Source organism: Mesorhizobium sp. 2RAF21, from assembly GCF_052115345.1.
Lineage (GTDB): Bacteria > Pseudomonadota > Alphaproteobacteria > Rhizobiales > Rhizobiaceae > Mesorhizobium > Mesorhizobium terrae.
This window is the reverse complement of sequence record NZ_JBFRGM010000013.1, coordinates 86,264-109,036: the sequence shown is the minus strand read 5'-3', so window position 1 is coordinate 109,036 and position 22,773 is coordinate 86,264. Positions and strand designations below refer to the sequence as shown.

20 protein-coding genes are annotated in these 22,773 nt (G+C 62.0%); 11 read left to right on the top strand and 9 right to left on the bottom strand.

The features are described 5' to 3' along the window. Positions 1–29 precede the first annotated feature (29 nt). Genes AB4136_RS21750 through AB4136_RS21740 form a run of 3 tightly spaced genes read right to left on the bottom strand, consistent with a single transcriptional unit; the run spans position 30 to position 3,222 of the window. On the bottom strand, positions 30–863 hold the full coding sequence (locus AB4136_RS21750; protein ID WP_024922733.1) for a TIGR01459 family HAD-type hydrolase: 834 nt from the start codon (positions 861–863) through the stop codon (positions 30–32). Next, positions 860–2,146 (bottom strand): FGGY-family carbohydrate kinase, encoded by a 1,287-nt coding sequence (locus AB4136_RS21745; RefSeq protein ID WP_024922732.1) that lies wholly within the window; start codon positions 2,144–2,146, stop codon positions 860–862. The genes AB4136_RS21750 and AB4136_RS21745 overlap by 4 nt, the downstream gene beginning before the upstream one ends. Continuing rightward, positions 2,143–3,222, bottom strand: a complete 1,080-nt coding sequence (locus AB4136_RS21740; protein ID WP_024922731.1) for a class II aldolase/adducin family protein — start codon at positions 3,220–3,222, stop codon at positions 2,143–2,145. The genes AB4136_RS21745 and AB4136_RS21740 overlap by 4 nt, the downstream gene beginning before the upstream one ends. A gap of 186 nt (positions 3,223–3,408) precedes the next feature. Between AB4136_RS21740 and AB4136_RS21735 the strand changes: the two genes are divergently transcribed. Further along, on the top strand, positions 3,409–4,188 hold the full coding sequence (locus AB4136_RS21735; RefSeq protein WP_024922730.1) for a DeoR/GlpR family DNA-binding transcription regulator: 780 nt from the start codon (positions 3,409–3,411) through the stop codon (positions 4,186–4,188). A gap of 81 nt (positions 4,189–4,269) precedes the next feature. On the opposite strand, the gene AB4136_RS21730 is transcribed toward AB4136_RS21735, so the two are convergent. Beyond that, the gene (locus AB4136_RS21730) at positions 4,270–5,058 is read right to left on the bottom strand and encodes an IclR family transcriptional regulator domain-containing protein (protein WP_024922729.1); all 789 of its coding nucleotides are present in this window, start codon (positions 5,056–5,058) and stop codon (positions 4,270–4,272) included. Between the two features lie 62 nt (positions 5,059–5,120). Here AB4136_RS21730 and AB4136_RS21725 point away from each other — a divergent pair, with 62 nt between their 5' ends. From AB4136_RS21725 to AB4136_RS21690, 8 genes are all read left to right on the top strand, one after another. Further along, positions 5,121–5,978: a CoA transferase subunit A gene (locus AB4136_RS21725; RefSeq protein WP_024922728.1), complete on the top strand. Its 858-nt coding sequence runs from the start codon at positions 5,121–5,123 to the stop codon at positions 5,976–5,978. After that, entirely contained in the window at positions 5,975–6,757 is a 783-nt protein-coding gene (locus AB4136_RS21720; protein ID WP_024922727.1) for a CoA-transferase subunit beta, read from the top strand. Before AB4136_RS21725 ends, AB4136_RS21720 begins: the two co-directional genes overlap by 4 nt. 92 nt (positions 6,758–6,849) lie before the next feature. Continuing rightward, a complete protein-coding gene (locus AB4136_RS21715; RefSeq protein WP_024922726.1) occupies positions 6,850–7,335 on the top strand; it encodes a hypothetical protein in 486 nt (161 codons plus the stop codon). Positions 7,336–7,457: 122 nt separating this feature from the next. Next, positions 7,458–7,721, top strand: coding sequence for an acyl carrier protein (locus AB4136_RS21710; RefSeq protein ID WP_036254612.1), 264 nt, complete (start codon positions 7,458–7,460; stop codon positions 7,719–7,721). Further along, on the top strand, positions 7,718–8,890 hold the full coding sequence (locus tag AB4136_RS21705) for an acyl-CoA dehydrogenase family protein (protein ID WP_024922724.1): 1,173 nt from the start codon (positions 7,718–7,720) through the stop codon (positions 8,888–8,890). The genes AB4136_RS21710 and AB4136_RS21705 overlap by 4 nt, the downstream gene beginning before the upstream one ends. Before the next feature lie 3 nt (positions 8,891–8,893). Beyond that, complete coding sequence (locus tag AB4136_RS21700; protein ID WP_024922723.1) at positions 8,894–9,802, top strand: amino acid--[acyl-carrier-protein] ligase; 909 nt, start codon at positions 8,894–8,896, stop codon at positions 9,800–9,802. After that, complete coding sequence (locus AB4136_RS21695) at positions 9,766–10,779, top strand: DUF1839 family protein (protein ID WP_081766823.1); 1,014 nt, start codon at positions 9,766–9,768, stop codon at positions 10,777–10,779. The genes AB4136_RS21700 and AB4136_RS21695 overlap by 37 nt, the downstream gene beginning before the upstream one ends. An 8-nt stretch (positions 10,780–10,787) precedes the next feature. Further along, entirely contained in the window at positions 10,788–13,244 is a 2,457-nt protein-coding gene (locus AB4136_RS21690) for a glycoside hydrolase family 2 protein (RefSeq protein WP_036254615.1), read from the top strand. Between the two features lie 12 nt (positions 13,245–13,256). Here AB4136_RS21690 and AB4136_RS21685 read toward each other — a convergent pair whose 3' ends face one another. The 4 genes from AB4136_RS21685 to AB4136_RS21670 form a co-directional block, all read right to left on the bottom strand. After that, a complete protein-coding gene (locus AB4136_RS21685; RefSeq protein WP_036254580.1) occupies positions 13,257–15,080 on the bottom strand; it encodes an alpha/beta fold hydrolase in 1,824 nt (607 codons plus the stop codon). Then, on the bottom strand, positions 15,077–16,591 hold the full coding sequence (locus tag AB4136_RS21680) for an oligosaccharide flippase family protein (protein WP_051504815.1): 1,515 nt from the start codon (positions 16,589–16,591) through the stop codon (positions 15,077–15,079). The genes AB4136_RS21685 and AB4136_RS21680 overlap by 4 nt, the downstream gene beginning before the upstream one ends. 102 nt (positions 16,592–16,693) lie before the next feature. Continuing rightward, entirely contained in the window at positions 16,694–17,593 is a 900-nt protein-coding gene (locus tag AB4136_RS21675) for a glycosyltransferase family 2 protein (protein WP_051512159.1), read from the bottom strand. A 123-nt stretch (positions 17,594–17,716) separates the two neighbouring features. After that, positions 17,717–18,058: a VanZ family protein gene (locus tag AB4136_RS21670; RefSeq protein ID WP_137901170.1), complete on the bottom strand. Its 342-nt coding sequence runs from the start codon at positions 18,056–18,058 to the stop codon at positions 17,717–17,719. A 260-nt stretch (positions 18,059–18,318) separates the two neighbouring features. Between AB4136_RS21670 and AB4136_RS21665 the strand changes: the two genes are divergently transcribed. Both AB4136_RS21665 and AB4136_RS21660 read left to right on the top strand, forming a co-directional pair. Continuing rightward, complete coding sequence (locus AB4136_RS21665) at positions 18,319–20,364, top strand: GumC family protein (protein WP_036257102.1); 2,046 nt, start codon at positions 18,319–18,321, stop codon at positions 20,362–20,364. Between the two features lie 61 nt (positions 20,365–20,425). Then, positions 20,426–21,697: a hypothetical protein gene (locus tag AB4136_RS21660; RefSeq protein WP_024922717.1), complete on the top strand. Its 1,272-nt coding sequence runs from the start codon at positions 20,426–20,428 to the stop codon at positions 21,695–21,697. Positions 21,698–21,711: 14 nt separating this feature from the next. On the opposite strand, the gene AB4136_RS21655 is transcribed toward AB4136_RS21660, so the two are convergent. Beyond that, positions 21,712–22,770: a glycoside hydrolase family 5 protein gene (locus AB4136_RS21655; protein ID WP_024922716.1), complete on the bottom strand. Its 1,059-nt coding sequence runs from the start codon at positions 22,768–22,770 to the stop codon at positions 21,712–21,714. Between the last annotated feature and the right edge of the window lie 3 nt (positions 22,771–22,773).

Below are 22,773 nucleotides of genomic sequence, written 5' to 3'. Positions count from 1 at the left end.
GGATCATCTCACCATGGTCGGGTGGGCGGCTATTTCGCGAAGCGATGCATCAGAAATGTCGGCCGTACGCCGAGCGCCGCCGAGGTGACGGCAATCGTTTCCCCGGTCGTCCCCTGTTGCAACCCGGTCAGGACAAGCACCGAGTCCAGCCCGGCGCCGGCCGCGCCGGCAATGTCGTGGTCGAGGCTGTCGCCGACACAAACGACCTTGCCGTGGCCCTCAACCTTGGAGAGGGCGAAGGCATAGATTTCCGGGTAAGGTTTTCCAATCCGCACGACCTTGCCGCCGAGTTCCTCATAGAGATTGGCGATCATGCCCGCGCCGGGCGCCTGGCCGCCCTGGACGAGCTTGTAAAGATCGGGATTGGTGCAATAGCAGGGCACGCCTCTCCTTGCGGCGGGTCGCAGCATGTCGCGATAGCGGTCGAGCGATATGCGCTCGGCCTGGCTGCCGGAAATGACGACGACGTCGGCATCGCCAGCCACGTCTGTCGCCTCCAGGCCGAGACGTTGCGAGACCTCATCATCGCCGTCGCTGGAAATGACGAAACTGCGCCGGATTGCGCCACGGGCCATTGCTTCGGCGAGGATCGAAAAGGCGACTTCCCCGGAGGTGATGAAGTGGTCGAAACTGCTCGCGTCGAAGCCGAGCTTGACGAAGCGTTTGGCGTTGAAGTCGCTGCTGCGTCCCGAATTCGATAGGATCACGACGATCTTGCCGCGTTCTTTCAAGGCAAGCAGCGCCTCGGCCGCTCCGGGATAGGGCTGGACGTCATCTCGCAGCACGCCGAACTGGTCGAGAAAAAACACATCGTATCGATCGGCCAGTTCGGCGAAATCGACCAGGGGCAGGGCGGTTTTCATGAACTTCTCGCCGCCAGCGGAAGGGCCAAGGATGCGGTGCCGACGGCGGCCTCCGTCGACTGGGAGCCGAGGAATGTTACGCCTAGCGCCTGTTGCCGGAGCTCGGTCCAGGCAGGGTTGTGGCTGCCGCCTCCAACGGTGCGGATCGTCTTCAATGTCGGCGCGCCCAACTCCTGGAGGCGGCGATAACCGAGCTGTTCTACCCGGGTGATGCCTTCCAGGATGGCCTGAAAATAAACGGCATCGTCTGATGGCCGTGGCTGGAGCCGGGGAGGAAGCTCGGGATCGTTGATGGGAAAACGCTCGCCGGGCCGGATCAGCGGATAATAGTCCAATCCAGTCGGTTCATGCGGGCGAAGGCGTCCGGTGAGTTCCGCCAGCCGGTCGTCGCCGATCAGCGCCCTGATCACGCCGCCGCCGCTGTTGGAGGCGCCGCCGACCAGCCAGAAGTCGCGAATTCGATGGCTGTAGATACCATGGCGACCAACATTGAGCGGCTTGTCTGACGCCAGCTTGAGAACCAGGGTCGAGCCGAGTGAGGTGACGCCGTCGCCAATCCTGTTGGCACCCGTGGCTAGAAAGGCCGCGCAGCCGTCTGTGGTTCCGGCATGGAGCCGGCAATGTGCTGGGAGCCCGAGGTCGCGGGCGGTGCGTCCAACGAGGCCGAGAGGGTCGCCTGCGCGGTGGACTTCGGGCAGGAGCGCTCGGTCCATGTCTGCCGCTTCGATCCAGTCCGGCCACACCTCAAGCTCAAGATCGTATCCGGTCTTCAGCGCATTGTTCTCGTCGGTCGCCAGATGATCTGGCGCAAGTTGCAAGGCGATCCAGTCGGCCTGGTGCAGGATACGAGCAACGCCGGGACGCCGGCTGAGATGAATGGCGCGCGCCAGGGCCGAGTTCGTGCCGAGAGCCGGGCTGTTGGCAGGGGCGTGACGCGAGATCGTCTCGAGGATCTGCCGATCGGGACATGGCTCATTGTACATGAGGGCGCCCGCGACCGGAGCGCCATTGGCGTCCACCGCCAGGAGCGTGCCGGAGGTACCATCGACCGCGACGCCTTGAACGGTCGCAAGGGGGATTTGCTGCGTCAGATCGTGCAAGCAGGCGCGGACGCCAGCCAGCCACCGCATGGGGGATCTGGCGTCCTCACTTGTCTCGAAGTGTTGCTGCGCGAAGGCCAGGCAAGCACCATCGGCATTTACGGCGGCGGCGCGGACGCCGGAGGTTCCGACATCGATGCCGATCGCAATCGCCGTGTCATGCGAAGAGCCTGCTGGCTTCATTGCGCGTTCTGCCCGCGGTCGAACGACTGCCTGTATTTTTCAGCCTCCCATCCGGTCAAGGCATATTCGTCAGGCTTGGTCAGGTAGATGATCGGCTCACCGTCGGGAATGCGCGAAACGACTTCACTCAAACAACGGGCCATCGCCTCGCCGCCCGTGGTCATGTCTTGCGGCAAGAGGACACCTATCCCCGGCGCGATGATCAGTTTTGGCGGTTGTTCGCCACGCCGCTCAAAGATCGAGGTAAAGTCGCTCACGACTTGGCCGTCCGCGAGCAGTCCGATCCTTGTGCCGAGGAAGATGACGTGATCGGGGTAAAGGGAACCACCGGTCGCTATCTGGATGTTCTGCGAATAAAGGGCGGTTGCATGCGTTTCTGCGTCGCGCGCCGGACGATAGGCGGTATCGCGGCATATCCCTTCGAGAGAGAGCAAGGCCGGAGCGGGCGTGTGCCGGGATGTGCCGGCAAGCGCCGTCGTAACGCGTTGGATACGGTTGCGGACCTCATCGATCGTTTCGCCACAGACAATCAGCCCGTGGTTGGCCAGGATGATGACGTCCGGGCGGGTTTCGGCAATGCTGTCGATAGTCTGCGCCAAGGGTATGCCCGGACGATGGTAGGGCACCAGCGCCCACTTCAAGTCGGGAACATGCGCCATCCGGTTGGCGATCAAGTCCTCTCGTCGTGCGAGCACCGCCAGCGCGATGGTGTGAACACAGTGGAAGTGGGCAATGACCCGCTGCGGCAATGCCGCATGAAGGGTGGTCTCGATCGATGGGCGCAAGGCGCCGGGATCGAGGTCGTTGCGGATGAAGGCCGTGGCCTTTTCAGCTCTTTCATCACCCGCCCGCAAGGCTTCGAGCAGGCCAACCCGGTCGACCGGCACCATGATGTTGCCATCGAGCGCGTTGGCCAGCCATGTGCCGGAGGCCTTCACCCAGAGGCAGTCGCCATGTTTGATCGAAGTGTTGCCGCCGGCCCCTTGCGTCTTCAGGATATCCCGGCCGATCTCGGCCGAGAGGGCCAGGAATTGGCGAAAATCCTCTGGCAATGCCGAGACGACAGTCGATTTCATCTCCGCACCTCCTGATAAGTTCCACGCGAATCTGCCAGCAAGTGGTCGCCGTCATTCGTCGGAGCGTCAATGCGAGGAAGGTACGAGCTTGAAGTTATTTCGTCAACAAGCGGTGCGAAGTGTGTCAATTCGGCTTGTTGCACCAAGAATCATGACGTAATTTGATCAAAATGGAGCAGTGCAATCATGCGTGATTCGGATCGCCATGTCGCCATCGCCGAGATGCTGGGCCGGGTGCCGTTCGCTTCCGTTCGCGATTTGCAGGAGCGTCTGAACGTTTCGGCGGCAACCATCCGTCGCGATATCGACCGTTTGCATGAAATGGGCAAGGTCCGGAAGGTGCATGGCGGTATCGCCTCCGTTGAAGGTGCCGGCCTCGCCGCCCGTCCTTATGACGAAAATCGCGATCTCGCTGTTGAAGCGAAGCGTGCCATAGCCGCGCAGGCCGAAACTTTGGTGCGGGATGGCGATTCGCTCATCATCAACGCCGGCTCGACCTGCTTTGAGTTTGGCTCTCGGCTCGCCAATCGCAATGTTCGCATCTACACGAACTCCATGCCGCTTGCGGCCTATCTCGGCGAGCATGGCTCCTGTCATCTGGCGATTGCCGGTGGCGAGCTCTATCGCGAGCCTTCGATCATTCACGATGTTTCGGCGGGCGCCCCCAATTTCTATGCATCGAAATTCTTCCTTGGTGCGCAAGGCGTCGGCGCGGAAGGGCTGCTCGAATCGCACCCCCTGTTGAGGGTCGTGGTCGAGAATTTCAGTCGCCGTGCGGACCAGGTGATCCTGCTTGCCGACAGCCGCAAGTTCTCGATCCGGCCGCGCCATGCCGTGCTGCCGCTTCAGCGCGTTAGTGCCGTCGTCACCGACGATGGGCTGAGCGACGCGGATGCGAGGATGCTGGAGGATGCAGGGGTGTCCATCATCATCGCGAATTCGTCATTCGCGCGCGAAAGCGTCTAAGACGCTGAGGCGATGATGACGCGGGGGCGGCTGCGGCGGTTTTGAAAAAACACGCGACGACAGACGATCCCGAGGCGGGCCTTACTCCACCACGAAATAGTCTTCGATACGTTTCGCTGCGCCGGTCAGGTGCGGGAGGATTTCGTCTCGCAAGTCGCGTATGGAGAAGCGCGCGGCCTGCGTGGAAACATTGATCGCGGCCTCGATCGCGCCATTGCGGTTGCGGATGGGTACGGCGATTGACCTGAGGCCAAGTTCCAGTTCCTCGTCGACGATTGCATGGCCTTCTTCCCGGGCCTTGGCGACAAGCGCGGCTAGCCTTTCCGCCGATGTCACCGTTTTCGGTGTCCGCTGCACGAGGGCGGTTTCGGCCAGAAATGCGCGGAGTTCATCGTCCGTCAGGCCCGAGAGCAGGACGCGGCCCATCGACGTGCAATAGGCCGGTAGCCTGGTGCCGACGTGAAGGGCGACGCTCAGGATACGGCGGCCGGGTACGCGGGCGACATAGACGACATCGTCGCCGGACAGCACGGCTGCCGAGCAGGATTCGCCCAGGACGGTTGAGACATCCCGCATGAACGGCTCGGCAAAACTCCACAAGGAAGCCCCTCCGATCCAACCGCGTGCCACCGAGATGAGCTTTGACGACAGCATGAAGCGCCGGCCATCCTGGGTGGCGTAGCCGGTCGACACCAGCGTCAGAAGCAAGCGGCGCGCCGCGGCGCGCGTCAGGCCAATCTCCGTAGCCATTTCGGTGAGCGTAGCGCCCGTTGGATGGCGGGCGAGCGCTTCCATCACCTGAAGACCGCGCGCCAGCGAGCCGACATGGTCACGCCGGTCAGCTTCCGTTGACTCGTCGCTATCGTCCATCTAGCTTGTATCGCATAGGAAACATATGTTCGCAATGCGAACTTTTTTGAAATGAGGCGCTAATGGCGAAATTCCTGCCTCTCAAACAGGCGGTGGCCGAGAACCTTCATGATGGCGACACCGTCGCGTTCGAGGGGTTCACCCATCTCATCCCGACCGCCGCCGCGCATGAGGCAATCCGCCAGGGTTTCAAAGACCTGACACTGGTGCGCATGACGCCCGACCTGATCTACGACCAGATGATCGGCATGGGCATGGCGCGCAAGATCGTCTTCTCTTATGCGGGCAATCCCGGCGTCGGTCTGTTGCGCCGTCTGCGTGACGCGGTCGAGAACGAATATCCGCACCGACTAGAGATCGAGGAGCACAGCCATGCCGCGATGGCCAACGCCTATGAGGCGGGCGCGGCGGGTCTGCCCTGTGCCGTGTTTCGCGGCTATCGCGGTGCTGGGCTGGCCGCGGTCAATCCCAACATCAGGGAAGTGACCTGCCCTTTCACTGGCGAGGTCCTGGCAGCGGTGCCGGCGCTCAGGCCCGATGTCACCTTCATCCACGCCCAGAAGGCCAATCGGCGGGGCGATGTGCTGGTGGAAGGGATCATCGGCATACAGAAGGAAGCTGTTCTTGCCGCAAGCCGGGCTGTCGTGACCGTCGAGGAAGTGGTCGAGGATTTCGACGACCTGCACCCGAACCTGACGGTGTTGCCAGCTTGGACGGTGACGGCGATCGCGGTAGTTCCGGGCGGATCGCATCCGTCCTATGCGCATGGCTACTACGCCCGCGACAATGCCGCCTATCTGGAATGGGATGAGATTGCGGCCGACCGCGAGCGGTTCCGCGACTGGATGCAAAAGAATGTCACCGAGGCGGATGCCGGCGACTTTGCAGCCAGGGTCGAGCATTTGAGGAAGGCCGCATGAGCGCGTTCTCGCCGAATGAGATGATGACGATTGCCGCATCGCGCGCCTTGAAGAACGACGATGTCTGCTTCGTCGGCATCGGCGCGCCTTCGGCAGCCTGCAATGTGGCGCGGCTGACGCATGCGCCGGACATTACCCTGATCTATGAGAGCGGCACGATCGGCACGGCACCGGACGTGCTGCCGCTCTCCATCGGCGACGGCGAATTGTGCGAGACGGCGATCACCACCGTCTCGGTGCCCGAAATGTTTCGCCACTGGCTGCAGGGCGGGCGCATCAGCATCGGTTTTCTGGGGGCGGCCCAGATCGACCGGTTCGGCAATATCAACACAACGGTCATCGGCAATTACGACCACCCGAAGACACGACTGCCCGGCGGCGGCGGCGCGCCGGAGATCGCAACCTCGTCGCGCGAGGTCTACATCACCATGACGCAGTCGAAGCGCGGAATGGTCGACAAGATCGATTTCTACACATCGTTCGGTCATGGCGAAGGCGGCGACCATCGGCAGCGTCTTGGCATCGGCACGAAAGGGCCGACGCTGCTGATCACCGATCTCGCCATCTGGCGGCCGGATCCCGATACGAAGGAATTCACCGTCGTGTCGTTGCATCCAGGTGTTAGGCGTGCGCAGGTTCAAGAGACCTGCGGCTGGACGGTGAAATTTGCCGACGACATTCAAGTGACGCCGGAACCGACCGCGCTGGAATTGAAGACGCTGCGGGACCTCAAGGCTCGTACCGAGGCCGCACACAAAGGCGCCGCCGGCGCGATCTGACATGCCGGGGCCTGCGTTCGTGCTCGCGGCTTACCGGCGGTTTACGACATCGAGCTAAAATCGTTCTCGTTCGATTCGTAGGGGTGAGAACCATGAGCAAGATCGTCACGTCATTCGCGCTGGTCGCCGTTTTTTCCGCTGTGCTGATGGCGTTGAGTTTCGCTGTCGCGCAGCACGGCTATCCATTCGGGGCCGTTGGCGTGAAGCGGCTGGACGACATTGCCAATGCCTCGACCTTCCTGCCGCTTGCCGCGCTCTACTTTTTTTCGGCGATGATGATGATGGTGCTGCCGCTGCGTGCCGCCAGCCTGGTGCTGCTCAACGCCGCCGACATCGTCGTGTGGGCGGTGGTGGTGCTGTTTGCCAGCATCGTCGGCTCTCTAGCGGCTCGCTGGGCCTTCGGTCAGAGCAGCGCGTTGTGGGCTCTGTGGAACTGGCGTTTCCTGTTCGTTGCGGCGGTGGTCGGCTGCCACTTGGTGATGAACGAACTGCGGCGCAATGTGCTCCTGCGCAGCCTGTTCCTGGTTATCTTCGCGGTCGCGACACTGGCCTGCCTGTTCTGGTCCTTCACAGTTTGACCGCTGGTCACGACAGGTCCAGTTTACTGGCTATTATCCATCTCCGTTCATGCGATTTTATTGCAGCTAATATACAGCAGGCACAGGGCTGGTTCTTATTTTCTATCCGGCGGGTGAGTATCGTGGGCGATGTAAAATCTAAAATTCGTGAAATTCTGGCGGCGCGTGGCGGTTTGCCAGGCGGTGTGGAGACGCTGGGCGACCAGTCGGATCTCTATGCTGCGGGCTTGTCCTCTTTCGCCTCAGTTCAGATCATGCTTGCGCTTGAAGAGGCTTTTGATCTCGAGTTTCCAGACTCGCTGCTCAACCGCAAGACTTTCCAGAGCGTCGAGGCGATTGCCGCGGCGGTGGAAGGAATTCTCAACGGGGCTCCGGCGGGAGAATGAACGCGCCGGCTGGCACCACCCTTAGTGAACGCGCCGCCCGTGTCGCGGCGATTGCTGCCGTCCACGCCGACGATGTCGACGCCAAGAGCCGGTTTCCGCGCGAGGCGGTCGATGCCATGCGGCTTGAGCGGCTGTTGTCCATCCAGATCTCAGGCGGTCTCGGCGGCGAGGACGCGACGGTCTCGGACGTCGCCGAAATCTGCTCGCTCATCGGCCAGTCCTGCGCCTCGGCGGCGATGGTCTTTGCCATGCACCACATCAAGCTTTCGAGCCTGGTGTCGCATGGCTCAGAGAGCGACTGGCACCTGGCATTCATGCGCCGCGTCGTCGACGACCAGCTGTTGCTTGCCTCGGCCACCACGGAAGGCGGCATCGGCGGCAATCTGCGCAACAGCATCTGCGCCATCGAGGTGAACGGCGCCGACTGCCATCTGCAGAAAGATGCTACCGTCATCTCGTACGGCGAATATGCCGACGCCATCCTGATCACCTCGCGCGCCAATGCGGAGGCTGCTTCCACCGACCAGGTGATGACGGTGTTCGCAAAGGACCAGTACACGCTGGAACGCACCCAGGTTTGGGATACGCTCGGCATGCGCGGTACCTGCTCGGACGGTTATCTGTTCAAGGGCGATGCGCCGGCGATGCAGATATTGCCGAAGCCCTTCGCGGAGATCGCGGCGCAGTCGATGCTGGCGACCTCGCATCTTTTGTGGAGCGCCGTCTGGTACGGCATCGCGGTCAACGCCATGGCCCGTGCCCAAAGCTTCGTGCGTGCAGCGGCCCGCAAGAGCCCCGGCGCGCCTCCGCCCGGCGCGTTGCGTCTGGCCGAAGCGTCCAGCCTGCTGCAGCTTCTGAAGTCCAACATCATTGCGGGCCTGCGCGAATTCGAGGCCGCGAAGGCCGACCACGATCGCCTGTCTTCCATCGGTTTCGCGGTGGCGATGAACAATGTGAAGATCGGCTCCTCGGAGACCATCCTGACCATCATCAACCACGCCATGCTGGTGTGCGGCATTCTTGGCTACAAGAACGGTACGCCCTACAGCCTCGGCCGCCATCTGCGCGACGCGCATTCGGCGCAATTGATGATCTCCAACGACCGTATTCTCGGCAACACGTCGAACCTCCTGCTTGTCCACAAGCAGGACACCAGCCTGATGGGGTAGGTCATGGATCAGCAAACCTCGCTTCTCGACAGACTGTTCGAGACCGGCCTGCTCATCGAAACCGGCGTCGAGGGCCTTTATGGCCGTAGCGGTCGTTTCGAGAATATCATCACCCGTTTCGAGGCGCTGATCGACACGATCGGCAGTGGCGACGGAGCTGAGCCGATCCGCTTCCCGCCTGGCATGAACCGCGCGCATTTCGAGGGCAGCGGTTACATGAAAAGTTTCCCGCAGCTTGCTGGCACGGTGCATTCGTTCTGCGGCAACGAACTCGACCACATGAACCTGCTTCAGTGCATGGAGGCCGGTGACGACTGGACAAAGGGCCAGGCGGGCACCGATATCGTGCTGACGCCTGCGGCCTGTTATCCGCTTTATCCAACGGTGGCCAAGCGCGGAGCGCTGCCCGAGGGCGGCGGGCTGTTCGATCTGCAGTCCTACTGCTTCCGGCACGAACCTTCCAACGATCCGGCCCGCATGCAGCTGTTTCGTATGCGCGAATATGTGCGCATGGGTACGCCCGACCAGGTGATGGCCTTTCGCAACGACTGGATGGAGCGTGGCAAGGCGCTGATGGCCTCTGTCGGCCTGCCTGTCGAGATCGACGTCGCCAACGATCCGTTCTTCGGCCGTGCCGGACGCATGATGAAGAACAATCAACGCGACCAGAACCTCAAGTTCGAGCTGTTGATCCCGATCACGTCGACGACCAAACCGACGGCCTGCATGAGCTTCAACTATCATCAGGATCATTTCGGCAAGGGCTGGGAGATCAGCACGGCGGGCGGCGAAGTCGCCCACTCCGCCTGTGTCGGTTTCGGGCTGGAGCGCATTGCGCTGGCACTGCTCCACCATCACGGGCTGGACATCGATAAATGGCCGAACCCGGTTCGCAAGACGCTCGGGTTCTGACCTTGGCGCTGCCGACGATCTTTAGCGGGCTCGGCCCCGATACTTACAAGCCGCATGCGCTGCATCAGCCGGAGCGCATGTGGCCGGAAACCAACTGTTATGTCGATCTGTGGATCGAAACGCTACATGCCTTCGGCAGCGAACCGGAGGCGATGCTGGGTTTCACGCTCATGCAGGATTTCGAAGGCGACCAGTTCACCTTCTTCAAGGTGCCATTGGAAGACCTCGAGGCACTTTACGGCATTCGCAGCACGGAACTCGCGATCTACGACCGGGTCGAGACACATGTCGCCGAACAATTGCGGCGCGGCCGGCTTTGCCTGGTCGAGATGGACAGCTTCTACATGCCCGACACGCATGGCGTCGGCTATCATGGCGAACATGGCAAGACGACGGTCGCGATCAATCGGCTCGACGTTGCCGGTCGTAGCATCGACTATTTCCACAATGCCGGTTTCTTCCGGCTCGAGGGCGATGATTTCGACGGGTTGTTCCACATGAAGGACGGGCCCGAGGAATTGCCGTTCCTGCCCTATACCGAGTTCGTCAAATTCCCGGCGCAACAGCCTACGCCGGGCCATCTGCGTTCCGAGGCAGAGCGGCTGGCCAAGCAGCATTTCGCGCGGCGGCCGACCGACAATCCGGTTGCGGCCTTCGCAAAGCTGTTCCCCAGCCAGGTCGAGAAGGTGGCGGAGCGGCCGTTCGACTTCTTCCACAAATATGCGTTCAACACGCTGCGTCAGCTCGGCGCTAATTTCGAACTGGCCGCCAGCCACCTCGATTGGCTGCGTCCGGACGGTTCGTTGGTCGAAGCCGCTGGCCATGCCCGGCGCATCTCCGAGGTCGCCAAGGCAACGCAGTTCCAGGTGGCGCGCGCCGTGGCGCGACGCAAGTTCGAACCGCTGGCTACCGCGCTCGATCCTGCCGCTGAGGCGTGGGACGCCCTGATGCGCGACCTGGCCGGGCGACTGGATTGAGCGAGGCGGTGAGCGCGCGCACTCCGGCCGCGAGCGGCCGCATTCTCGATCAAAGCTGGCGCATGACGCTGACAGCGGCCGGTGCCTGGAGTGAGCCGCCGGCGGATATCGCGGCTATTCAGACGTACAAGGCGCCGGTACCCGGCACCGTCGCCGGTGCGTTGGAAAGAGCGGGTCAATTCGACCGGACTGCGCCAAGACCGCTCAACATATCCGACGCTTGGTATTTTCTTTACCTCACCGGGGAACAACCGGGCACTGCGATACTGCATTTCGATGGTCTCGCAACGATTGCCGAGGTGTATTGGAACGGCGATGCGGTGCTGACCTCCAATTCGATGTTCATTGAACACGAATTAGCTGTCGCATTGACAGGCAAGGACAGTCTCGCCCTCTGCTTTCGGGCGCTGGCCCCGCATCTCGACAAACGCGGTCCGCGTGCGCGCTGGCGACCGCAGATGATTACGCCACCAGGCCTGCGCCTGGTCCGCACGACCCTGCTTGGCTACATGCCCGGTTGGTGTCCGGAAATCCATGCTGCAGGACCCTATCGCCCCGTCAGGCTGACGCGGAAGGATGGTGCCACGCCGCGCGATGTTCATATCGCCACAACACTGGACGACGACGGCACCGGCCAGCTCGCGGTTCGTTTCACCGCACCAGGGCTTGTCGAGCCGGTTCGCCTTTCATGTGCCGGCCGCGCGGTCGAACTTGCAGGCAAGAATGGACACTTCGAAGGCAGTCTTTCGATCCCGAACGTTGCCGCATGGTGGCCGCGCACGCATGGCATGCCAGCGCTGCACGATGTCGAGATCCAGAGTGGCGGCCAGCGCCGATCGCTCGGCCGCACCGGCTTCAGGCGTATTGCCGTCGATCGCGGTTCCGACGGGCGAGACTTCGCGCTGATCGTCAACGGCGTGCGGGTTTTCTGCCGAGGGGCAGCCTGGACCAGCGCCGATATCGTCGATCTTCCCGGCGAGCGCGATCGTTATGCACCGCTGCTTCAACTCGCTGCCGATGCCGATATGAACATGATCCGCGTCGGCGGCACCATGGTCTATGAGACGCTGGAGTTCTTCGCATTGTGCGACGAGCTCGGCATCATGGTCTGGCAGGACTTCATGTTCGCCAACTTCGACTATCCGGTGGGTGACGCGGAGTTCGCGGCGCTGGTGCGAAAGGAAGCGGAACAGTTCCTGCGCGGCATTTCGGCCTCGCCGTCGCTGGCGGTGTTGTGCGGCGGCAGCGAAATGGCGCAGCAGGCTGCGATGCTCGGATTGCCGCCGAGTGCATGGTCCGGGCCGCTTGTCGACGAATTGCTGCCCGCCATCGCCGCTGAGATCAGGCCCGACGTGCCCTATGTGCCGAACAGTCCGAGTGGCGGGGCCATGCCGTTTTCGCCCAATGAAGGCATCACCCATTATTATGGCGTTGGCGCCTATTGTCGGCCGCTGGAAGATGCGCGACGCGCTGGTGTGCGTTTTGCCGCCGAATGCTTGGCCTTCGCCAATGTGCCGGAACAGCAGACGCTCGACGTGCACCTGCCGGTGCCTGCGGTGCACGATCCGCGCTGGAAGGCGCCCGTGCCGCGCGACCGTGACGCGTCATGGGATTTCGAGGATATCCGCGAGCATTATCTGGCCCTGCTCTACGGTGTCGATCCGACGCGGCTGCGACGCGAGGATACTGCCCGCTACCTCGATCTGTCGCGGGCAGTGACGGGTGAGGTGATGGAGGCGACCTTCGCCGAGTGGCGGCGGCCGGGTTCGACTTGCAACGGGGCGCTGGTCTGGACATTCCAGGATCTGTTGCCGGGGGCAGGCTGGGGCGTTGTCGATGCGACCGGCCTGCCGAAGCCAGCCTGGTTTGCATTGCAGCGTGCCTTCCGGCCGCTCCAGCTCGTGTTGAGCGACGAGGGTACGAACGGCGTCGACGTGCATGTCGTCAATGACGGCGGCAAGGATCGTCAGATCAATGTCGAGATTGCCTGCCTGCGTGACGGGGCGCAGCCGGTGGTGCGCGGGGCGAGAACACTCGGCGTTCGGGCCCGCCAGGGCGTTACATTGCCCGCGACAGACCTGTTCGGTGCCTTCTTCGACACCGCCTATGCTTTCCGCTTCGGGCCACCGGCACACAATGTCACCGTGGCTAGGCTGCGGGACGCTGACGATCAGAGCCTGATTGCCGAGGCGTTTCATTTTCCGCTCGGTCGCGCCGCTGCCATGCACGAGGCAATCTTGACGGCGGTGCTTTCAGAAGAGGAGGGACATTGGTCCCTGGTGCTATCCACCGACCGTTTTGCGCAGTCGGTCCATGTCGACGTATCCGGCTTCCGGCCGTCCGATAACTGGTTCCATCTGGCGCCGGGAGAAGCCAAGGCGGTGCGGCTTGTTCCGCTTGCCGGCGCGACCAAGCCCTCCGGCGAGGTCAGCGCGTTGAACGCCAAATCGACCGTGCGGTTCTAACGGGCATTCCACCTACAAGGTAGGCGGTATCTCGTTCGCTTTGAGAGCCGCCGCCAGAATGTGCTTGCGCACAATCATCCTGGCTGCCGCTGGCGTGATGTTGTGGTCGGCGTCGGGAATGATCTCGACCGAGACATTGCCATAACGCTTAAGGCCTTCGCCTTTCCTGCCGAGATAGAAGCGGAACCGGTCGAGACCTATGTCCGTGGAGCTGTAGATCAGCGTAAGCGGCATGTGTCTTTGGCTGAGACGCCGAAACGCCGAATATGTTGCCTCCTTGAGACGAGCGTATTTGGACAGCGATGCGAATGTCGTCGGCATCGAACCCGCAACGCGGCGGGCGAGCTGCTTGGCGATATTGGCTGTAGCGTGGCGGACATTGATGCGGCCGGCCCGCAGGCGGCGCAACGTGTCCATGCTGACCATGCGCCGGCTATAGTCCTCGAGCGAACGGGCATTGTAGCGCAGCGCATCATCCACCACCTCGTCCTTGTCCCAGACGAAAGTGAAGGGGTTGATGACGACAGCCGCCTTGCAACGCTCGTCGGCGGCAGCGCTGCGGAAGGCGAGATATGCGCCGCTGCAACGGCCGGCAAGCACCGCCAGGCCGAGCGCCATGCCATCCAGCAGGTCGAAGGCGGCGCGGACATCGTCGATTTGATGATCGGAAAAGAGCACTTGTTCGGGCGCACCTATGACGGGCGGACTGTCGCCGACATTGGCCGCGTCGAAACGCAGTGACGCGACGCCGTTGGATGCAAGGTAGCGCGCGGTTTCAGTGACCGTGCGTGCCCAGCCGGCCTGCCGATCATAGGCGGTGCCAAGATAGACGACAGTTGCGCCGCGCCGTTCGCCGCGCGGTTGACAGAGTATGCCGAACAAACGTTCATCCGCGCCAAAACGCAACGGCGTTTCGACAAAGTCAGGCCCTTCGAGCGGCTCGGGCGTCGAAACGGCGACTTGTCTGCTCTTGTGGGCAAGAGGCACCGCCACATCGGCCACCCAGTCGACCACCTGGCCAGCGACCGTGAGCGGCTGCGTGGCGATGGTCGGGTTCGAGACAAGATCGTCATAGCCCAGATAAGGCTGACGGGTTACCTCGGCGCCGAGTGCCGTCAGGTGCGCCGACAGCGCGATATCCTTGTCGCGTGCCGGCCGCTCCACCATCAAAATTCGCCGGGCAGGCAGATGGGGGATGGCTTCGATGTTCAGCTTTTTGACATGGGCGGCAACCTCGTCGGGCATGACTAGGCCGGCTATGGCGACATGATCGGTGATGCGCTGGTCATCCCGCAGGCCGAGGCCTTCGTCCACCATCTTCGACCAGGCGGCGAGCTCCCGCAGATACATGCGCCCATTGACGACCGGCGCCATCAAGGCGACACCATCAAGGGCTTTCAGCTGCGGCGCGACGAGGGCGGCAAGCGTTGCGCCGAGGCCATGGCCGATCAGGATAAGCCGGGAGGTCCCGGAAAGCCGGCGCAGTTCTTCAGCAGCCACGAGTGCCGCTCTCTCCCAGATGGCAAGGCCGTCCGCGAATTCCGTGCGATCCAGCGCGTCTCCGGTGCCCGGATAGTCGAAGCGCAGGCTGGCAACACCAGCCGCTGCCAGGCGCTCGGCGAGATCGCGCCAGAGCTTGCGCGTACACATCTCCTCGAAACCCCAAGGGCTGAGGAAGAGGACCGCACTGTCGTGAGGCGCCGATCCTGGCGCGGCGGCAGAATAAAGACCGACTGTATCGGCGAAGGTGACCGGCAATGCGGCGGAGAGCTGTTTTGTCGCCGACTGTCGCGCCGTTGTCTGGTGTTGTTCCAGAGGCGTGGAATGCGCCGTCATTTCGGCACCTGCGGCGCGGCAGGGAGAGGGGCGATGAAGGAAAAGAACAGTCTCGCGATTCGTCCGATGCCAGCGGGCAGGCGTGAAAGAAGCCGGTCGATGACGGTCGCATCCTGGCCTGGAACCGCAGCAAGCAGCCGCAGTGTCAGCGCGTAGGCCATGGCACCTACGATAACGCCGGTAGCAATACCCGTAACGCCGTGCAGTGCCTGGGTGACCAGGAGTGCCGCGACACCACAGACTATCGCGGCCAATGCGACCTTGAGCACGACCATGATCAATTCGCCGGCGCCGCTCTGCAGCCTTACGCGAGAGAGCAGGAGCGCGGCCATGGCCAGAAAGACCACCCCGCGAACTGTCGACGCGCCGATGATACCCCACAGCGGCACGGCGACGAGGCAGCCTGCCACCATCAGGATCGCGCCGATGCCGCTGATGGCGAGGCGGCCCTTAATCTGGTCTTTCGAGTAGAGATATTGGGTGGTGAGCTGGATGAAGACGTAGGCGGGCGAGCCGATCGCCAGGATTGCGACCACGAGACCTGCCGGCTCGAAGGCGGTGCCGTAGACGGAAACGACAAGCGGTATCGCGACGGCAGCAAGGCCGAAGCACAATGGAAAGGTGATGTAGGAGAAAGAGCGCACCACGCTGGCAAAGAGGTCGGTGCCGCCGGCGCCGTCATCGGCCTCATGGCGCTCCGCATAGAAGGGGATCAGGCTGCCGGTGAGCTGGACCGGGAGTTGCAGCGCAAGGTTCGCCAGCGACAGCGCGACCGCGTAGAAGCCGACATCCTGCGTCGTGCGGAAATGCTGGAGGAAGACGAGCTCCGGCCTCGTCAGGAAGATTGCCGTGATGACGAATTCAAAAAACACAAGCAGGGAGGTCGCGGCGAGTGCGCGCGCGCTTTGGCCTGCCTTGTTACGCCGGGTGAAAAGGATGCCCAGAGTGTAGAGGAAGAAGACCGACTGGCCGGCGATATAGCCAAGCAGCGCGCCCTCTACACCAGCAAACAATGCTCCGACGAGAACGATGCCAAGTTGCAGCACCGAGGTGATCGCGGTGAAAACGAAGAACGTGCCAAGCCGCTTTTCGCCGATCAGGTAATTCTTGGTAAAGGAACCGACCGACTGGATGAACAACAGCGCGGTGGTGAGTACAGCGACACCAGTTGTCGCGTCGGTCCATTCGAGACCGCCGCCTTTCCAGCAGAAAAGGGCGTAGAGCGCGGCAAGAAGTGTCGTGGAAAGCAGGACTGGTAAAGCCAGATAAGCAGCGAAGCCGCGACGCTCCCGCGCAGTCACACCCTTGGCCGCGAGTTGCGGCAGGACCCGCAGGAGCAGGACGCCGGTGCCCAGTTCGGCGATCAGCGAGCCGGTGGCCGCGATCCACAGCGCAAAGGCAACGGTGCCGTTGGCAGCCGGACCAAGCAGGCGCGCGACGATGACTGAGCAAGCAAAGCCGATGATCAACAGCAGCATGCCTGCCGCCGCATTGATCAGCGAATTCGACATAATGCTTCTGCTCAAAGATGCCCCCGACCTCGCGGCGCGCCAGACGCCGATCCCGTTAATACATTAGTCGGAACGCGTTTTGCGCGCACGTTGCAAACAACCTTAAGAAGCTTTGGCGCGGGTAGCCGTCATCGTACGGGGCGCGGCGCGCCAGCCGAACCAGCGGCCGGCAACAATGTTCCATGAACGACGAGCCATGCCCGGTTTGCCCGCGAACGTGTAGATGGCGACGCCGGCCAAAGGGCGCAGCAAACGCGGCAGGTAATCGACGAAGCGATAACCGTGCTTGCGCATGACGTAACCCAGACCGGAGGAATAGACGCGCATCTTGGCAACAGCGGCGGGCGTGGTCTGGTCGCCGCGATCTTCCGGATGATGGCCGGTGAAGGCCGGGTCGTACCAGCCGTGCCGATCGGTCGCAAGCAGCTTCAGCGCCAGATCCTGGATCTCATAGGCGCCCCAAGGGGTTCCGGAGCCGGGGCCGATGGCGATGTCGAAGCCGCCCGCCTCGTCGAATGCCGGTTTCTTGACCACCAGCATCCATTCGATCAGCGTCGTCCAGATGGTCGGGCGCTCGATCGGCATTGGCTCGGTGGCGAAATCGCCCATGATCGTCCGGCCTGTCGTATCGGTAGGACGACCGCAATAGAAGTCGGCGGGATGTGCCGCTCTCAATGCGTCGACGCGTGACAGGAAATCGGTCGGATACCAGCAGTCGTCATCTGGGAATATCAACCAGCGCCCACGTGCGCGGGCGGCGCCCAGGTTGCGGGCACGACAAACGCCGCGCTTGTCAGTGCGCAGGTGGATGATCTCCAACTTGCCGGCAAAGGCCATCAGCACCGGTGCCAGCCGGTCGTCATCATTCTGGTCGACGACGATCACCTCGAAATCGTCCCGATCTTGCCCAACCAGCGAGTTGAACAGCCCTTCAAGCTCGTGCGAACGGCCGAGCGTGGCGACAACCATGGAGGTCTGGATTTCCGGAACGGTCCGGGACATGCGCGCCCTGTGGCAATGAGGTTTCGTCCGCAGGCGTATCCCGCGAAATTGCAAACTACTCTTGGGCTGGACGCGTTAAATTGCCGTGAAAAGACGCATTTTCATCGTCGAAACTTGACCTCTTCAGGCTCGCAAACGACGCAAGACCCTCGTCGCTATGGTGATGATCAAAACCCCGAGGATGCCGGCCACGGCTTTGACCGCCATATCCTTGAAGCGACCATGACGACCGGGGTCGATAAGCTGCAATGCTTCGAGTAGCACCGCTACGCCAACGACGAAGAAAGTCGTTCGCCAGGTATGGTGAGGAAAGCCAAGTGCGAGTGCGGCACCGAACAGCAGATAGGCAACCGCCCGTTCCAGATTGGGGTCGCCAAGATGTGGCCTCAAGCCGATCGGCGAGAGGGTCGCGAAAATGATCAGGGACAGGAGAAAGACCGAGACAAGGCGCGAAATGAGAATCATGCCTGCTAGCTAAAACCAGATCGTGTCGGTTTGAAGCGCGCCTTTAGTCGCTGCCATGCGCTGCCTCGATACTGAAAAGGGTCATGCCGCCTGCCGCGGCGTTAAAGATTCCGGTGGACGACTTAGGGGTTTCTTAACCATAAATTGGAAGAGTCGAGACACGCGAATCCGCACGCGACAGTCCGCGTCGAGGCAGAAATGGGGGCAGGTCGTGCCGCCAGCCAGGGGCTAGGCGTGACGGCTTTCATCTCGGGCGCTCCATGGACATAGACATTTTTCAACTGCCTGGGATTCTGAAGCGACGGGCACACTATGTCGTGCTGACCGTGCTGGCCTGCCTACTCCTGGCTATGGCCTTTCTCGCAACGCAAAAACCCTATTTTCGTTCGACGGCCGAAATCCTGCTCGATCTCAATCGTGGCTCAGTGGTTGGCACTGGCGGTTCCGCCAACGGTCAGGTCAGCGCGCAGCAGTCGGTTGGCAGTCAGATCTACGTGCTGCAATCGCGCGACGTGCTGCGCGAAGTGGTCAAGACCCTCAATCTAACGGACGATCCCTATCTTGCAGCGACGGGCGGCGGGCTTCGGCAGCGCCTGTTCGGCGGGGCGCCGCCGGCGACGACTGGCGATCGTACCGACGCGGTTGTCGATGCGCTGATCAAAAACCTGACCGTGGAACAAGCTGGCGAGTCACTGGTGCTGACAGTGTCGATGAAGCATCGCGACAGCGAAATGGCGGCCAAGATCGCCAACGCCGTCGTGGAAGCCTACCTAAACAGTTCCGACCAATCGCAAACTGATGCCGGTCAGCGCACCAGCACCGCTCTTCAGGCGCAGACCGAGGCCTTGCGCCGGCGGCTGCTCGACGCCCTTGCGGTGGCGGAGAAGTTCCGGACCGAGAACGGGCTGATCAGCACGGGTCAGCAGGGATTGGTCACTGACCAGCAACTGGCGGGGCTGAACCAGCAGCTTCTGGCGGCTCGCCAGGTTGCCGAGCAGCAAAAGGCAATCGCTGATCAAGCCAATCAGCTCAACATCTCCAATGTCGAAACCGGGGCTATCGCAGAGGCCCTGCAGTCGGCGACACTGACCGACCTGCGCAGCCGCTACGCGCAATTGCTCGACCGGCAGGCGGAGTTGGCCACCAGCCTGGGTTCCGAACATCCGCAAATGCGTGCGGTACGCTCGCAGGTCGCGACCATGCGCACCACGATCGAGAACGAGTTGCAACGCATCCGCAAGACGGCCGCATCCAACGCCGAGCGCGCGAAAGCCAATCTGGATTCGCTGCAGACGCGTTTTGACGCTCAGGCCGGCGCAAACAGCGAGGAAGGCAAGGCACGTATTAAGCTGGCGCAACTCGAGAGCGAGGCTGCTTCGATCAACGCGGTCTATCAGTCTTTCCTCACCCGCTCGGAAGAACTCGGGCGCCAGCAAGACATCGGCAAAGGCAATTCCCGTGTCATTTCCGCAGCCATTCCCTCATCGACACCGGTGCAGGCTCCGAAGAGCATCGTGCTCATAGCCGCAGTTCTGTTCGGCCTGGCCGCAGGCAGCGTGCTGGCCGTGCTTCGCGATGCGATCAGTGGTGCCGTACGCTCCGAGCGCGAGCTGATGGTTGCGACCGGTGCACCGATGCTGGCCACCGTTGACCGCATGGTGGAAAGCGGCAAGCCCGGTTGGCGCCAACGTCTTGCCCAGGCCTTCCGATTGAGACGCGCCGGCGATCCGCCGCTTCGGATCAAGGGCAAATTGGTGCCTGAACTTGGCCTAGCCAGGGTCAATCGTCTGCTTGGACTTCGCCGCGAAGACGGGTTGCCGACGGTTGTCGCGGTGGTGGCCGCCGATCCGACGCAGATCAGCGAGCGTGCCGCCACAGGCATCGCCCATCAGCTGCATGGCCTCGGCGAGGACGTCTATCTGTTCAACGGCATGTTGCGGCCGGAGACGGGATTGCGGCAACGCGACGCCCGTGGTGTCGGTGAAGTCGCCGAACAGCATCCGTTGAAGGACGTCCTGGTCTACGAGCGCGTCGGTAACAGTTCCAAGCGGTCGGGAGCGCTGCTTTCACTGGCGTCCGAGCTGGAACGATCGACCGCCAAAACCTCGCCCTTCTTCATCGTCGACGCTTGCGGCACGGAAGCGCAGGAATTGTTGCCGGTGCTGCTGAAATATGCCGATGGCATCATCGTCCAGTCTGAAATCGGTTCCACCCACAAGAATGATTTGGCGGTGCTGGTCAGCGAGATCGAGCCGTGGCGCGAGAAACTGATCGGTAACATTGTTGTCGGAAAGAAAGCCGCGTGAGAGGCGGAGCTACAGCGTGGCGGCGTTAGCGGCAACTGGCGGCAGGACTGCATCGTCTGCCATGACGCTGGCGCAACCGGCCTTGCCGAGCGAAACGGCGCCGGCATTGTTGCGCCTTTTGGCGATCGTCACCGTGATCGCCGCCCTCGTGTTCAATTTCTTCCTCTGCTTCGTGAACACCAAGGTCATGCACATCACCGACAGCTATGTGATGTTGTCGGAGATGATGATTGTCGGCACCGTCTTCATCGTGGCTTTGACCCGCCGCGCGCCGCTGTATCTGCTGCTCGGTGTCTTCGTCAGCTACATGATGTTCATTTTTGCACTGCGCGGCGGTCAGCTCAACCTGAAGCCGGTGCGGGACATCCTTATTCCGATCGCCTTCTATTTCGCGGGCATGCGCCTGCATGACCCCAAACTGGGCGACCGGCTTGTCCTGGTCAGCGCGCTGATCGTGATCGGTGCTGGCCTGTTCGAATATCTGGCGGTCGACACCTACATCTCTTACTTCAATGTGATCGGGTATTATCTGGCGCGTGGCACCGTAACGACTGATCAGCTGTTCGGTGCGACGCAAGGTTTGTTTATTTCCGGCACTCGCCCCGAACCGCGCACCATCCTGCCGTTCCTTGGCCAGCATCGCGTGTCGTCGGTGTTTCTCGAGCCGGTGTCGATGGGCAATTTCGCCGTGATCGTCTACTCCTGGGCACTCTATCGCGGCCGCGCGTTCAAAGGGCGCTGGTTTGCGATGTTCATGGCCTTGACTGTCATTACGCTCGCTGATGCCCGGTTTGGCCTCTACACCTGCGTGCTGATTACACTGCTCTACCCCCTCTACAATTTCATACCGCGCCTGGCCTGGAGCGTGCTGCCGTTTCTGCTTCTTGCTGTGCTGGCCGCCTATGGCATCACCACGGGTACCGGTGGCGGTGCGAACGACCTCACCGGCCGGTTCATGGTGACGGCCCACATCCTGACCCAGCTTTCGGCCGCCGTCGTGCTCGGCACCGAGCAGACCACGCAGTTCACGGCGGACTCCGGCCTTGCCTATTCGCTTACCGCTTTTGGCATCTTTGGTTTTGTGGTGCTGTGGACAGTGCTCGCCTATGCGCCCGCCGCCGAGGCGCGCGCCTGGCGTTTCCACTGCATGGTGATGGTCTATCTGCTGCTTCTGATGCTGATCAGCGACTCGTTCTATTCGATCAAGACCGCCGCTCTGCTCTGGTTCCTGCTGGGCACTTCCAACTCTTATCGTAGCCTCAGCCTATCCGGCAAACCTCTCCGTCCGGAGCCTCTTGCTTCGCGGCACGCTATGTTGGCCGCTGCCCGATAGGGTCTCCGAAGGCGTCAGCCTTTCTTTTGAAACGCCGGGCAGGCGCCCTTTCGAGGCGGCAGACGGCCGGCGGCCTCCAGCGCCTTTAGTTGCGGCCGGTCCCCTTTTGGGGTCGGCTGAATATTCAGCGCCTCGCTCTCCGGCCACCAATCGCCACCGGCCCAATAGGTCCAGCCCGTCCAGACATCGGAATTGGCATCGACGAAGGCTGTCATCGCCGTGATGCCGGTCATGCAGGTCCGATTGGCGGCGCCCCCGAATTCACCAAGAAAACCGCGCTTGTCGTTCTTGCGCAGCCAGGTAGAGAAGTCCTTCAGTGCCGTCAAAGCATCGTCTGCCCGATCGCAGGTTTTGTGCGTGCCGGAGAAATTGCTGTCGAGATATTGGTGAACCTCGAAGGCGTAGTTGTTGGCGGGGTCGACGACGCCCAGCATGACGGTGCCGTTCGCTTGTTTGGGATCTTCGTTCTGCCAGCTGTGCGCGCCAGTCCAGTTGGTGCCGGGCACCAGCACGAGATTGTTCGCGCCGGCCTGGCGAATGGCGGCGATCGCTGCGTTCGCGGACGTCAGCCATTGCGTGACATCGATGTCGTGCGGTTCGTTCATCAATCCGAACTGGATTGCCGGATCGTTGCGATATTCGGTTGCCAGGCGCTTCCACAAATCGGCGAAAGCGGTATCCGGGACAGCGTCGGAACCGATTTCCACATCCCGGTATCGTCCATAATTGTGCGGATCGAGGATGACGATCATTCCCGCCCCCTTGAGCTGCGCCACGGTATCGGCCAGCCGGCTCCGTTCGGTCTCGTCGAAAGCCTTGTTGAGGTCGGGCTGGAGCCGCTCCCACAGAAACGGCAGGCGCACGGCGTTGAAACCTTTTTTGGCGAAATAGCCGATCGTCGTGGCGCTCGGATAAGCATAGTCCTTGCCGTAAACACCGGGCACGTTGCCGAACTCGGCACCGGCCAGGTTGACACCGCTCAGGCACCCGGCTGATGCGGTCTGGGGCAAAAGGGCTGCCGTGGCGAGGAACATCGTCAGGATCCGCTTTGTTAGCCGGAGTTGCTTGGCCATTTG

Coding starts and splice junctions, on each gene's coding strand:
- AB4136_RS21750 (WP_024922733.1), bottom strand. CDS start 863: ATGAAAACCGCCCTGCCCCTGGTCGATTTCGCCGAACTGGCCGATCGA.
- AB4136_RS21745 (WP_024922732.1), bottom strand. CDS start 2,146: ATGAAGCCAGCAGGCTCTTCGCATGACACGGCGATTGCGATCGGCATC.
- AB4136_RS21740 (WP_024922731.1), bottom strand. CDS start 3,222: ATGAAATCGACTGTCGTCTCGGCATTGCCAGAGGATTTTCGCCAATTC.
- AB4136_RS21735 (WP_024922730.1), top strand. CDS start 3,409: ATGCGTGATTCGGATCGCCATGTCGCCATCGCCGAGATGCTGGGCCGG.
- AB4136_RS21730 (WP_024922729.1), bottom strand. CDS start 5,058: ATGGACGATAGCGACGAGTCAACGGAAGCTGACCGGCGTGACCATGTC.
- AB4136_RS21725 (WP_024922728.1), top strand. CDS start 5,121: ATGGCGAAATTCCTGCCTCTCAAACAGGCGGTGGCCGAGAACCTTCAT.
- AB4136_RS21720 (WP_024922727.1), top strand. CDS start 5,975: ATGAGCGCGTTCTCGCCGAATGAGATGATGACGATTGCCGCATCGCGC.
- AB4136_RS21715 (WP_024922726.1), top strand. CDS start 6,850: ATGAGCAAGATCGTCACGTCATTCGCGCTGGTCGCCGTTTTTTCCGCT.
- AB4136_RS21705 (WP_024922724.1), top strand. CDS start 7,718: ATGAACGCGCCGGCTGGCACCACCCTTAGTGAACGCGCCGCCCGTGTC.
- AB4136_RS21700 (WP_024922723.1), top strand. CDS start 8,894: ATGGATCAGCAAACCTCGCTTCTCGACAGACTGTTCGAGACCGGCCTG.
- AB4136_RS21695 (WP_081766823.1), top strand. CDS start 9,766: ATGGCCGAACCCGGTTCGCAAGACGCTCGGGTTCTGACCTTGGCGCTG.
- AB4136_RS21685 (WP_036254580.1), bottom strand. CDS start 15,080: ATGACGGCGCATTCCACGCCTCTGGAACAACACCAGACAACGGCGCGA.
- AB4136_RS21680 (WP_051504815.1), bottom strand. CDS start 16,591: ATGTCGAATTCGCTGATCAATGCGGCGGCAGGCATGCTGCTGTTGATC.
- AB4136_RS21675 (WP_051512159.1), bottom strand. CDS start 17,593: ATGTCCCGGACCGTTCCGGAAATCCAGACCTCCATGGTTGTCGCCACG.
- AB4136_RS21670 (WP_137901170.1), bottom strand. CDS start 18,058: ATGATTCTCATTTCGCGCCTTGTCTCGGTCTTTCTCCTGTCCCTGATC.
- AB4136_RS21665 (WP_036257102.1), top strand. CDS start 18,319: ATGGACATAGACATTTTTCAACTGCCTGGGATTCTGAAGCGACGGGCA.
- AB4136_RS21660 (WP_024922717.1), top strand. CDS start 20,426: ATGACGCTGGCGCAACCGGCCTTGCCGAGCGAAACGGCGCCGGCATTG.
- AB4136_RS21655 (WP_024922716.1), bottom strand. CDS start 22,770: ATGGCCAAGCAACTCCGGCTAACAAAGCGGATCCTGACGATGTTCCTC.